This window comes from Psychrobacillus sp. FSL K6-1464, assembly GCF_038003145.1.
In the GTDB taxonomy this organism is placed as follows: domain Bacteria; phylum Bacillota; class Bacilli; order Bacillales_A; family Planococcaceae; genus Psychrobacillus; species Psychrobacillus psychrotolerans.
In genome coordinates this window covers 2,521,239-2,533,834 of sequence record NZ_JBBOOP010000001.1, presented here as the reverse complement: position 1 = coordinate 2,533,834, position 12,596 = coordinate 2,521,239, and the positions used below count along the sequence as shown (strand labels likewise).

The following is a 12,596-nucleotide window of genomic DNA, read 5'->3' as shown; positions in this document are numbered from 1 at the left end:
AGTGACAAAACCAATTGTTGAATTAAAAAATGTTACGAAGATTATTAAAGGAAAAACACTTATTGATAATCTGTCACTAGAGTTATTTCCAGGACAAATTACTGGATTTTTAGGACCGAATGGGGCTGGTAAAACAACAACTGTTCGTTTAATGACAGGTCTTATGCGTCTAACTAGTGGAACAATTACAATTGAGGGTGCATCTATAGCAGATGATTACGAAAAGGCAATTTCGAATGTAGGGGTAATTGTAGAAAATCCGGAAATGTACAAATATATGTCGGGATACAAGAACTTAATTCATTTCTCTCGAATGCACAAAGATGTCTCAAAAGAACGAATTGATGAAGTAGTTAAACAAGTAGGTTTAACAAAGCGTATTAATGAGAAAGTATCGACGTATTCATTGGGGATGCGGCAGCGATTAGGATTAGCACAAGCACTACTGCATGATCCTAAATTCTTAATACTAGACGAGCCAACAAACGGTTTAGATCCTGCAGGAATTCGAGAGTTCCGGACGTATCTTCGAAAAATAGCCGTGGAAAATAACGTTTCTATATTCGTCTCTAGTCATCTTTTATCAGAAATAGAGTTAATGTGTGATAGGGTTGCTGTTATTCAAAATGGTAAGCTGATAGATGAACGGATGATTCAAAGCGATGAAAAGGCACGTATGAAGCTTAAGGCTGAGCCATTCGAATTGGTAGAAAACTATCTAAGTTCAAATGACTATGTATTTACAACGCAAGAAGGGGTATTTTTACTTGAGTTAAAAGAGGATAAGGTACCTGATCTTATCAATGAATTAGTTGCACAACAGGTTCAAATATTTGCTGTTTCAGCCGTGCATGAAACACTTGAAGAGCAATTCCTTCAAATGACAGGAGGCGGTCAAATTGTTTAATTTGATACAGAATGAATGGATGAAGTTATGGCATAAAAAAGGCACATGGGCAATTTTAGTTATTTTACTATTAGTTATTATCGGTGTTGGTGTGTTAGATAAAGTATTTATGGAAGAAGTGAATGACTCAGATTGGAAACAGGAACAACAAGCTATGATTACAGACGCTAATACACAGCTTCAAACTCCAGATTTAGATGAATGGTCCATTCAAATGTATGAGGAACAAAAAGAAATGGCGCAGTATCGCTTAGACAACAACGCAGCACCTCAAGTGAACCAAAGTATGGAGGGGAATATGGCATTTGGGGCATCTATAATGGTGCTAATAACATTATTGACTGTGATTCCAGGCGCGTCGATTGTATCGCAGGAATTTACAGATGGTACGATTAAGATGCTTTTAACAAGACCGGTTAGTCGTTTTAAAGTATTAACATCTAAACTAATAACGATATTCTTATTTGGATTTACTTTAATATTAGTGACAATTGTTCTTACAACTGTAATTGGATTTATCTTATTTGGAACAGCTACTGGGGTTGATTTGACTATTGTTGATGGGGTAGTGCAACAGACAAATACGATGAAAGATATATTCTTAACGTACGTGTATTCTCTAGGGGATTTCACTATGTCTATCCTTTTTGCATTCTTTATCGGAACGGTATTTAGTTCACCTTCTATTGCAATAGCTTTGTCTATGTTATTTTTAATGATGGGACCTATGATTATTATGCTTTTGCAAAAGTATATACCAGTGGAATATATCTGGTTAACACATTCAGACTTAACACAACATCTGAGAAAAGAATTTTTTATAGAAGAAACTACTCTCTTTATGTCACTAGCTGTCCTTGGAGTTTACGCAATAATATTTATAGCATTAAGCTTCATGACATTTATTAAAAGAGATGTCAAGGCATAGGTATGCTATTTATGTTATAATTTGTTGGTTGAAAAAGAGAATAGAGTTAGGAGATTTAACATGCAAAGCCAACATATTATTCGTAACATTATTGTAGAAACACCTTCAAAACCTGGTAATTTTGCTAAAGTCGCAACTGCAATCGGTATGGCAGAGGGAGATATCGGGGACATTACTACTCTTAAAAGTGGTGCGTTAACAACTATTCGAGATATTACTATTACTTGTAAATCAAAAACCCAATTAGATCAAGTGATTTCCAATATAGAATCGATTGATAACGGCGTGAAAATTCATGCTGTAACTGATGATGTACTAAAGGCGCATGAAGGCGGTAAAATTGCGATGAAGAGCAGACTAGATGTTCGTTCTCTACGCGATCTTCAACGTATTTACACACCGGGTGTTGCATCGGTTTGTATGGAGATTTTACACAATCCAGAAAAAGCGAACTATTTTACTTCCATTGGTAGCTCTGTTGCTATTGTAACGGATGGAACTGCTATTTTAGGTCTAGGGAATATAGGACCTGTTGCAGGGATGCCAGTTATGGAAGGAAAAGCGGTACTGTTAGACCAATTTGTTGGACTAAGTGGAATACCAATATTATTAAATACTAGCGATCCAGATGAGATTGTGGAAACAGTCAAACATATTCACAAAGGTTTTGGAGCAATTTTACTGGAGGATATTGGCTCTCCACATTGCTTCGAGATTGAAGAAAGATTAAAAGCAGAACTATCCATACCGGTTATGCATGATGACCAACATGGTACAGCCGTAGTAGCACTTGCTGCAATATTGTCTGCTTGTAAAGCTACTAACTTGGATATTAAACATGCAAAAATCGGACAAATTGGACTTGGTGCCGCAGGCTTAGCAATTTGTCGTATGTTAATGGCATATGGAGTAGAGGAAGTTTACGGTTTAGATAGACAAGAAGCTGCACAAGAGCGTTTAACTAATTACGGCGGAAAAACTTCAGAATCATTAGAAGCGATAATGGAAAAATGTGATATTATTGTTGCTACAACTGGAGTTTCTGGCCTTATTAAAGCTGAGATGGTTCGAGAAGGGCAAATAATACTAGCATTATCAAACCCAAATCCAGAGATTTTACCATCTGATGCAATTGCGGCAGGAGCAGCATTTGCAGCGGACGGACGCTCGGTAAATAATGTTATCGGATTCCCAGGTATCTTCAAGGGAGCTTTAGATGCTGGCGCAAAAGAGATTACTTATCCAATGTTAATCGCTGCGTCATTAGCAATTGTTAAGCATACTAAACCAGGTGAACTGATTCCAAACCCGTTGGATCCAACATTGCATCATTTAGTTGCCAGAGCAGTAGAAGAAGCTGCCAATAAAGAAATGACTAAATAAGAAAAGAAGATTTCGGCTATGATGCCGAAATCTTCTTTTTAAATTTGTCTTCATAGTTAGTGACTTCCCGCAAAGCTTTTTCTTCTGTAGGAATCCGGACAGAGAGCATCGCCAGATTTAAAAGGGTAAAAGCTATAGCCGTAAAATATGCTTGGAACATGAGTGGCAATAAAACAATCTCCACACAAACAACTACATAGTTTGGATGTCGCATGAATGTATAAGGACCACTTTTAACAACATTTGCATCTGGTAAGATGATTATTTTTGTATTCCAAAAAGATCCTAAAGAGGTCAAACACCATACACGGAGCAATTGAACAAATATAAAGAGTAGCAGAAATACTGGGAACAAAGGAGAAAGACCTCGTTCAAATACTAAAACTTCTGCTATCAAACTTATAAAAAAACAAACATGCATTGCAACCATAAATGGATAATGAGATGCTCCCACTTCATAAGCCCCTTGTGCAAGCATTCTTTTTTCATTGCGTTTTGCAACAGCCACTTCAATAAGTCTCTGAATAATCACTAGTGAGATAAGGATGAAGAATAACAAACTAATCCCTCCAATTTAATAAAATAGCTTCCCCACAAAAACCAGGTCCTAATGCTACTAGTAAACCTAATTCATCATTTGAGCGTTGTTTCTTCATAAACTGCTCTAGCACATAAAGAACCGTAGGAGACGACATATTCCCATGCTTCTTTAATACATCACGTGAAATATTCGTATGTTCTTCTGTTAATTGTAATGTTTGCTCATATGCTTGTAATACTTTTTTTCCACCTGGATGGGCCACAAAGTTCGCTAGTTGCTCCTTCTTAATATGTTGCTCACTTAAAAATTCATCTATAAAGGGTCCTAACCATGTAGAAATGATAGAAGGGATACTTTTAGAAAATACAACATGCAATCCATTATTTTTGATATCCCAACCCATTACATCTTCAGAATCTGGCATCCATTTAGAAGCAGTTGCGGTAATATGAGGAACTGATTTTGTTGTTGCCAGCTTTGCCTCATCTCCACAAACTAATGCACAAGCGGCTCCATCTGCAAACAGCGAAGCTCCAATTAGGTTACTCTTTGAAAAGTCATTTGGTTGAAAGGTTAAACTACAAAGTTCTATGCAAACTACTAATACTTTTGAGGTGGGATGCGCCTTACAATAATCGAATGCTCTACTTATCCCTGAGGCACCACCGGCACAGCCTAATCCCCATAGTGGAATCCGTTTCATACGATCTGAAAAGGGAAGATGATTCATGACTCTGGCATCGATACTCGGGGTAGATATACCAGTACTACTAACAAAAAATATGGCATCAATTTCACTAGGATGCAAGGGAGTTTCTAAAAACTCATTACTATTTAAACAACGCTGTATTACTTCCACACTATATTGTGTGGCTAACTCAATATACAAATTATTACGTTCTTCAAAGCTATGTTCACTTTGGTGCCATTCTAAGGGCACGCAAAAATGGCGAGTTTGAATATCTCCATTTTCAAACACCTTTAATAGTCTGTTCAATTGGGGTATCTTATCATGAAATAGTTCTTTTGTTAGATTCTCTATGTTTGATTGTTCCAAGGAATATGGAGGGTTATATGTACTAATCGAAGCAATTTTCGGCATGAAGTGTCTCCTTTAAATTTATTCTCATTAAGCTTTAGGGACTTCACAAGCTATGTCATATTACATTTTCTTTTCTTAATAACTTGCCCTTGTTACTTCTATATATGCAACTATGTGCTATAGAGGGTCGCTAAAGAAAAGTATATTTTGAATCGCTTGGAAAGGATTATGTAAGCTCTCATATTATTAATATCATTATGTTTCCCTAAATATTCTAATAATAAACTGTAATATCTTATGTAGGAACAAGATTAGGATTTAGTTTTACATATAGTTTTTTTAAAAAGGATTATTACATGGGAAAAAAGAATATATATTCATAAGGGGTAGTATGCGGTTCATCTGGCATCTCTTTTAGCAGTTGGGAAGAAAAGGGCATAGCTTAAAATCAGCATTTTTGAAAACGGAGGGCATGATACATGTTAGAAAAAGAATTGCTCGATGAAAAAGACAATCGTAAGTATTTTGTATATATGACAAATCGAAGTCCACATTTTCCAATGTTCGAGGAGCAGTTAAAGAATATAGAGAATCGGATGTACGAAGAAATTGATATGGGTTACACAAATCTTTGGGTGATGAAACGTATCGGTATTTTAAAAGAACAAAAATGGACTTACTTTCCTGAAAATGACTTAGAAGTAATTGAAAACCCCGGGCATAATCAAGAAGAAAAGCATAATTATTATACATTTTTATTTTTAAAGATGGATGCAGATTCACCGTTTATTCTTTATTCTTCATTTGAAAAACTAATTAGTTTTAGCACACTCGAGGAAGCTGTGGAAAATGCTACTGAACTATTGAATAAGAAAAATTCTTACTATCCAAACCGTGTATTTTATGTGTTGTGTGGAAAATTACTCAAAAACTATACATGGCACTAATGATAAAAAGAGCTCATTTCATAACTGAATTTGAGCTCTTTTTATGGTTGTATTAGTCTATATAGACTTTTTCATCTTTTCAATTGCAATGATAAATGGTGGATTGTTTTGTTGGTTTAAGAATTGATAGCTTAATACATGAGCAAATGATTGAGGTAATTGTTGAACATAGCTCAGTAAAGCCTCTTTTTCTTCTTTACCTCCGGGGTGACCGTGATAAACGACTAGTACGATCATTCCACCAACTTTGAGAAGTTGAAGTAACGATTCAATTGCCTGTAATGTAGAATTACCCGTAGTAATAATTTCATGGTCACTTCCAGGTAAATAACCTAGATTGAATATGGCTGCTGAAACTTCTTGCTGGATATAAAGGTGTAGGTTTTCATGCCCATCTTGAATTAATGTCGCTAGCTCTAATTTATTTGCTTCTTCTAATCTGTCGCTAGTTGCTTGAATAGCTTCGGCCTGGACATCAAAAGCATAAACATGTCCATTTTCACCAACAAGCTCGGTTAAAAACAAGGTGTCGTGTCCATTCCCTGCAGTTGCATCTACTACAGTATCTCCTGGTTCAACCGTAGACATGAGCAATTGTTTCGCAAAAGGTAGTACTCTTTTTAGTTTCATTTTACTACACCACTTTTTTCATAATGTTTTCCTTGATAACTTTCTCGTGAAGCAAGTTCCGCATCTATCCCGTTTAATACATCCCATTTATTTACACTCCACATTGGTCCAATCATTAAGTCAATGGGACCATCTCCAGTTATACGCTGTACGACCATCTCAGGAGGCAAAACTTCTAGCTGATCAGCTACTAGCTGAATATAGGGGTCACGCTCCATGAACTCTAACATTCCTTTTTCATACTGTTTAACCATTGGTGTTCCTTTTAACAGATGAAGTAAATGTATTTTTATCCCTTGAACATCGAGTTTGGCAACTTCTCTAGCGGTTTCCATCATCATGTCTCGGTTTTCTAAGGGTAGCCCGTTTATAATATGCGTACATATAGAAATTCCATGTTTTCTTAATTTATTAACTCCTTCTATATAAGTAGGGAAGTCGTGGGCACGGTTTACTAAATTAGCAGTTCGCTCGTGAACTGTCTGTAGTCCAAGCTCTATCCATAAAAATGTTCGTTTGTTGAGCTCAGCTAGGTATTCAACTACATCATCGGGTAGACAATCAGGTCTTGTCGCAATAGAAATCCCTATCACACCTTCTAAGGCCAATGCAGCTTCAAATTTTTCTTTTAAAACAGGGAGGGGGGCATGTGTATTCGTATAAGCTTGGAAATAAGCTATATATTTTCCGTTTTTCCATTTCTCATGCATGTTTGTTTTAATCTTTTCGAATTGCACTGGTATAGAATCTACTTTATCGCCAGCGAAATCTCCACTACCTGCGACACTACAAAAAGTACAGCCGCCAAAAGCGACAGTACCATCTCTATTTGGACAATCAAACCCCGCATCTAAAGCTATTTTGAAAATCTTCATGCCAAATCTATCTCTTAAATGTCGATTCCATGTATAATACCGTTTCCCATCTGAAGGGAATGGAAAGTTATTTTCATTCATATTCTTCACTCCTTAACAGGATTATTTTAACATGACTTTGAGAAGTTTGTTCTAATCTTCTTGAAGTGCTATTTGAAAAGGAATACAATATTCTGAGTGCAATAGAAATGGGGTGTTACAATTGCCAAAAGCAGTATGGTTTTTAATAATTGGAATGTTTATCAATACAATGGGAAATTCTTTTTTATGGCCATTACATACAATATATATGCATGAGCATTTAGGACAAACACTAACGATGGCAGGAATCGTGCTAATGATTAATGCTGGAACTGGAGTTATTGGTAACTTACTTGGTGGTTACTTATTTGACAGAATAGGTGGATATAAATCTATTATGTTCGGAATTATATTGTCAATGATTTCTCTTGTGCTTTTAACTTTTTGGCATGGATGGCCAGAATATATATGGTTTGTGGCAATTTTAGGTTTTAGTGGTGGTATTATTTTCCCTAGCATGTATGCGTTAGTAGGTAGTGTCTGGCCCGAAGGTGGTCGTAAGGCGTTTAATGCTATATACTTGTCCCAAAATTTAGGAGTGGCTCTTGGTCCAGCCGTGGCAGGATTGGTTGCAGATCATAATATTAATAATATTTTTCTAGCAAATTTATTGACTTATGTATTATTTTTAGTGGTTGCAGGCGTCTATTACCGCAAAATGGGACTTGCACCAAATATTAATGCTTCTGTACTGAAAAGTTCTAAAAAAGTCAAACAAAAAGCACCGTTTTATGCGTTGTTAATTGTCACTATCGGTTATATGTTTACATGGGTAGCTTATGTACAATGGACTTCTACCATTTCTACTCATGTGTTGGATTTAGGTATAACATTAAAACAATATAGTTTACTATGGACTATAAATGGCGGACTCATATTGGCAGCTCAGCCACTTATAAAGCCAATTATAAATAGATTGGAGCATAAGATAAAAACACAAATGATTCTTGGCATAGCTATATTTATGGCGTCATTTGTTGTTGTTTCTTATGCGGAAGATTATACAATGTTTATCGTTGCAATGGTGATCCTGACACTCGGGGAGGTATTTATCTGGCCAGCAGTACCAACATTGGCTGGACAGTTAGCACCGAAAGGGAGAGAAGGATTTTATCAAGGTATAGTGAATAGCATGGCTACTATCGGAAGAATGATTGGTCCGTTAGCTGGAGGTATTTTAGTAGATGTATATGGTATTCAAGCCATGTTCTTTGTTTTAACTTTGCTAATAGGGTTAGCGATAATTCCTACGCTTTTATATGATCGACCACTGAAGAAAGCAGAGCTGGAGAAGGAAGTGATTTAGTTTGGATAATTTTCAACAACATTTACCAACTTCTGTACTTGCCGAAATTTTAGAAAATGCATTTCAATGGTTTGTTGTAGTAGATGCAGATTCGAAAATTCTATATATCAACGAAGATTATTGCCGCTTTCTTGAAGTAACGAGAGAGGAAGCGATAGGTAAACCAGTAGCTGATATTATTGAAAATACGAAAATGCATGAAGTTATAAAGTCTGGTGTTCCAGACAATGCATCTCCACATTATATTAAAGGAACGTATATGCTAGCGAATCGAGTTCCTCTTTTTGTAGACGGAAAGATTGTTGGGGCTTTTGGAAGTGTAATTTTCAGAGATATGTCCGATTGGAAAAGACTAAGTTCTCATGTTCGTACCACAATGGAAAGAATGCAGTTAAATATAGAAGACAATAGTTATACCGAGTACAGATTGGAAGACATAAAAGGAAGTTCACCAGCTATCCGGAAGATTAAAGAAACTACTGGAATAATAGCACCTAGTGATCTTCCAGTCTTAATTGAAGGGGAGAGTGGAACTGGAAAAGATATGTTTGCACATAGCATACATCAGCTTTCTGAACGCTCGGACTTTCCTTTTGTTAAAGTGAATTGTGCAGAAGTTCCGGTTGAGTTATTGGAAAGGGAACTATTTGGTGTATATAATCCACTTACTGAAACTGTCCAAAATGGAAGAGTTAAACAAGCAGATAAAGGGACTCTATATATAGATGAAATTAGTGCACTTCCGCTGACACTTCAAGCAAAGTTATTAAGAGCAATGCAAGAAGAGGAAATTACTCCACTGAATTCGGAGCAGAGTGAAAAAGTAAATATACGAATAGTTGCTTCGTCCAACATTTCCCTTTCTCAACTAATTGAGGAAAAGAAATTTAGGGAGGATTTATATTATCGTTTACAAGCAATTACATTGAAAATTCCACCTTTAAGAGAAAGAATGGAAGATTTTGTTGATTTACTGAATTTCTTTTTACAAAAGTTCATGCTTCACGCGGGGCGAAGACATATCACACTCGCAACAAAAACTCGGGAATTACTTCAATCCTATCATTGGCCAGGTAATGTAAGGGAATTACAAAATATTTTACAGGCTGCTGTTTACTTAGCAGAAAAAGATACTATTATGCCTTCCGCTCTGCCTTCCCAGATTAAGTTAAGTAATGTACCTTCTTTTCAAACTACGGGGACGCTTGAGGATATATTAGCAGAAGTAGAAAAGAAAGTACTTCAATCTTACTTAGAGGAAGAGTCTGATAAAAGACAAATTGCCAAACAACTTGGGCTCAGTAGATCAACACTTTACGAGAAGATAAAAAAACACAACTTATGACCTAAATCCGTTTTTCTGGACACGTATCCAGAAAAGTGGATTTTTATTTTATTTCTAAATACCTCTTGATAACAAGTTTGATTAAATTTATATCCGAAAATTCGGATTTTAAGGATATTTACAGTTAACATTTCTGTCACATTTTATATTGATAGAAAATTATGGTTGTGCTTTAATGACTTATGAAAGCGCTTTTAAAATTTTGTATTCAAAAGTTAACCAAGGAAGAAATCTATTCACTGCAGAGTTTAGATTTTGGATACTAGCAAAGAAAATTGGTTGTAAATGAATTTACGATTAGGATGATCGCGCACTTAATTTTTTCTTACTTGATTTTGTTATTTATTTCAATCACTTTTATACACGGATGCTACAAATACAACTTATTACTCTTAAATAATTGGGGGAAATGTAAATGGAAATATTGAGTATGGTCGGTCTTATAGGAGGTTTAGCCTTACTGATAGTGTTGACTATGAAAGGCGTTAATATTTTAATAGCTGGTCCTATTTCTGCACTATTGGTAGCTGTGACAAGTGGAATGCCTTTATTTTCCCAGCTTGCTGGTAAAGATGAGGCTGATTATGTTACGAGTTATATGTCAGGTTTTACTGGTTTTATCGCTTCGTGGTATTTGATGTTCTTACTTGGAGCGGTTTTCGGAAAGGTCATGGAGGATAGTGGTGCGGCAGATTCCGTATCCAAGTGGATTGTTGGTAAGTTGGGGATGAAGTATGCAGTACTAGCTATTGTCCTAGCTTGTGCGGTATTAACATTTGGAGGAGTAAGTCTTTTCGTAGTTGCTTTTTCTGTCTATCCAATGGCTATTTCTTTGTTTAAACAAGCAGATTTACCGCGTCGTTTTATACCAGCAACATTAGCCTTAGGATCTGTCACGTTTACGATGACATCTGCGGGTTCACCTGAAATTCAAAACTGGATCCCAATTGAATATTTAGGGACTGATGCATATGCGGGTTGGGAAGTAAGTATAATTGTCGCTTTGTTTATGGCCACTTTTGGATACTGGTGGTTGAAACGTATTATTCAAAAGGCTGTCAATAAAGGAGAACGTTTTATAGATCGTGAAACAGATCCAACATTTGATACTAATAGAAATCTGCCAAATCCGTTTTTAGCAATGATTCCATTACTAGTAGTACTAATAATCTCATATATTTTCCATGATAAACTTGCGCAGTCGGCTTTAATAATTGCATTACTTGGTGGTGTAATTGCCACTTATATTGTTGGACGAAAATATTCTAAAAATTTCTGGGAAGCATTTTCAGCAGGTACAGTCGGTGCGATTATAGCAATCGGAAATACTGCCGCAGTAGTGGGTTTCGGAGGAGTTGCTAAAAACGTACCTGCATTTACAACGGCAGTAGAGGCAATGACAAATATTCCTGGTTCACCTCTAATTGGTGCTGCAATTGCGGTATCGGTAATTGCTGGTATGACGGGTTCTTCATCGGGTGGTCAGACAATTGCATTGCCATTGTTAGCCCCGCATTATCTAGATATGGGAGTAAATGCTGAGGCATTACACAGGGTCGTAGCCATTTCTTCGGGTGCCCTTGATTCATTGCCGCATAATGGCTATGTCGTCACTACTATTCAATCAATCTGTGGTGAAAAACATAGTGCAGCTTATTGGCCAGTTGCTGCGACCACTGTAGTCGTACCAACACTTGGTGTAATAATTGCGATTATTCTCTTCTCGTTTGGATTAGGGATTTAAAATTACTATACGACATATTTCTGGAGGTTATAAAATGGTAAAAGATAGAGTGCTCCTTATTACGGGAGCAGCAGGGGGCATTGGGTTGGAGATTGCTCATGAATTTTATAAGGCTGGGGCGATTGTAGTACTAACAGATGTAAATGAAGAAAAAGTAAAAGAAGCCGCAAAACTTTTAGGGGATGATGTATTAGGTCTTAAATGCGATGTGACAAAGGAAGAAGATATTATTGACTCAATTAATGTCACTATAGAGAAGTATGGAAGTGTGGATATTCTTATTAATAACGCCGGTATGCAGCACGTTGCAATGTTGGAAGATTTTCCAACAGAACGCTTTGAACTATTGATAAAAATAATGCTGACTGCTCCGTTTATAGCAACTAAACACGTTCTTCCGCATATGCGGAAGAACGGATTCGGGAGAATTATCAATATGGCATCTATAAATGGTTTAGTCGGTTTTGCTGGGAAAGCAGCGTATAACTCAGCTAAACATGGTTTAATTGGACTTACGAAAGTTGCAGCTCTGGAAACAGCAGCAGATGGAATAACTGTCAATGCAGTTTGCCCAGGCTACGTGGATACCCCACTCGTTCGAAACCAATTCAAAGACTTAGCAAAAGTACGAAATGTTCCAGTGGAATCTGTATTGGAAGACGTGTTATATCCTTTAGTTCCACAAAAACGATTGTTAGAAGTGAAGGAAGTTGCAGATCTTACTCTTTTTTTAGCAAGTGATTCCGCAAAAGGAATGACTGGGCAAGCAGTTGTTTTGGATGGTGGCTACACTAGTCAATAAGTATTCTATTTATATAAAAACTTTGGATTCAATTCTAGGTGCGATTCAGAATAATAATGCTTAGT

12 protein-coding genes are annotated in these 12,596 nt (G+C 36.5%); 8 read left to right on the top strand and 4 right to left on the bottom strand.

Annotated elements, in window-relative coordinates:
• The first annotated feature begins 1 nt into the window (after position 1).
• The 3 genes from MKX39_RS12750 to MKX39_RS12740 are packed head-to-tail and all read left to right on the top strand — an operon-like array spanning position 2 to position 3,218.
• Complete coding sequence (locus MKX39_RS12750; protein WP_340769760.1) at positions 2–907, top strand: ABC transporter ATP-binding protein; 906 nt, start codon at positions 2–4, stop codon at positions 905–907.
• On the top strand, positions 900–1,835 hold the full coding sequence (locus MKX39_RS12745) for an ABC transporter permease (RefSeq protein WP_093536799.1): 936 nt from the start codon (positions 900–902) through the stop codon (positions 1,833–1,835). The genes MKX39_RS12750 and MKX39_RS12745 overlap by 8 nt, the downstream gene beginning before the upstream one ends.
• 60 nt (positions 1,836–1,895) lie before the next feature.
• Entirely contained in the window at positions 1,896–3,218 is a 1,323-nt protein-coding gene (locus MKX39_RS12740) for an NAD-dependent malic enzyme (protein ID WP_340769759.1), read from the top strand.
• Positions 3,219–3,234: 16 nt separating this feature from the next.
• Here the strand turns inward: MKX39_RS12740 and MKX39_RS12735 are convergent, their stop codons facing one another.
• A complete protein-coding gene (locus tag MKX39_RS12735; RefSeq protein WP_340763002.1) occupies positions 3,235–3,777 on the bottom strand; it encodes an isoprenylcysteine carboxyl methyltransferase family protein in 543 nt (180 codons plus the stop codon).
• 1 nt (position 3,778) lies between these two features.
• Positions 3,779–4,861 carry a type III polyketide synthase gene (locus MKX39_RS12730; protein WP_340763001.1) on the bottom strand — a complete coding sequence of 361 codons (1,083 nt, stop codon included), beginning with the start codon at positions 4,859–4,861 and terminating at the stop codon, positions 3,779–3,781.
• Between the two features lie 419 nt (positions 4,862–5,280).
• Here MKX39_RS12730 and MKX39_RS12725 point away from each other — a divergent pair, with 419 nt between their 5' ends.
• The gene (locus MKX39_RS12725) at positions 5,281–5,748 is read left to right on the top strand and encodes a hypothetical protein (protein WP_340762999.1); all 468 of its coding nucleotides are present in this window, start codon (positions 5,281–5,283) and stop codon (positions 5,746–5,748) included.
• Between the two features lie 57 nt (positions 5,749–5,805).
• Here MKX39_RS12725 and MKX39_RS12720 read toward each other — a convergent pair whose 3' ends face one another.
• Positions 5,806–6,378 carry a class I SAM-dependent methyltransferase gene (locus MKX39_RS12720; protein WP_093536804.1) on the bottom strand — a complete coding sequence of 191 codons (573 nt, stop codon included), beginning with the start codon at positions 6,376–6,378 and terminating at the stop codon, positions 5,806–5,808.
• The gene (locus tag MKX39_RS12715) at positions 6,375–7,334 is read right to left on the bottom strand and encodes a TIGR01212 family radical SAM protein (protein WP_340762998.1); all 960 of its coding nucleotides are present in this window, start codon (positions 7,332–7,334) and stop codon (positions 6,375–6,377) included. Before MKX39_RS12715 ends, MKX39_RS12720 begins: the two co-directional genes overlap by 4 nt.
• A gap of 121 nt (positions 7,335–7,455) precedes the next feature.
• On the opposite strand from MKX39_RS12715, the gene MKX39_RS12710 reads away from it, so the two are divergent.
• The 4 genes from MKX39_RS12710 to MKX39_RS12695 all read left to right on the top strand — a co-directional run bounded on the left by MKX39_RS12710 (position 7,456) and on the right by MKX39_RS12695 (position 12,531).
• Positions 7,456–8,640, top strand: coding sequence for an MDR family MFS transporter (locus MKX39_RS12710; RefSeq protein WP_340769758.1), 1,185 nt, complete (start codon positions 7,456–7,458; stop codon positions 8,638–8,640).
• 1 nt (position 8,641) lies between these two features.
• Complete coding sequence (locus MKX39_RS12705) at positions 8,642–9,985, top strand: sigma-54 interaction domain-containing protein (protein ID WP_093536807.1); 1,344 nt, start codon at positions 8,642–8,644, stop codon at positions 9,983–9,985.
• Between the two features lie 421 nt (positions 9,986–10,406).
• A complete protein-coding gene (locus tag MKX39_RS12700) occupies positions 10,407–11,729 on the top strand; it encodes a GntP family permease (protein WP_175496246.1) in 1,323 nt (440 codons plus the stop codon).
• 34 nt (positions 11,730–11,763) lie between these two features.
• Positions 11,764–12,531, top strand: coding sequence for a 3-hydroxybutyrate dehydrogenase (locus MKX39_RS12695; protein WP_340769757.1), 768 nt, complete (start codon positions 11,764–11,766; stop codon positions 12,529–12,531).
• Positions 12,532–12,596 lie beyond the last annotated feature (65 nt).

Bases quoted from the DNA above. Each gene is read 5' to 3' on its own strand.
- MKX39_RS12720 (WP_093536804.1), bottom strand. From the start codon at position 6,378: ATGAAACTAAAAAGAGTACTACCTTTTGCGAAACAATTGCTCATGTCT.
- MKX39_RS12715 (WP_340762998.1), bottom strand. From the start codon at position 7,334: ATGAATGAAAATAACTTTCCATTCCCTTCAGATGGGAAACGGTATTAT.
- MKX39_RS12725 (WP_340762999.1), top strand. From the start codon at position 5,281: ATGTTAGAAAAAGAATTGCTCGATGAAAAAGACAATCGTAAGTATTTT.
- MKX39_RS12730 (WP_340763001.1), bottom strand. From the start codon at position 4,861: ATGCCGAAAATTGCTTCGATTAGTACATATAACCCTCCATATTCCTTG.
- MKX39_RS12740 (WP_340769759.1), top strand. From the start codon at position 1,896: ATGCAAAGCCAACATATTATTCGTAACATTATTGTAGAAACACCTTCA.
- MKX39_RS12695 (WP_340769757.1), top strand. From the start codon at position 11,764: ATGGTAAAAGATAGAGTGCTCCTTATTACGGGAGCAGCAGGGGGCATT.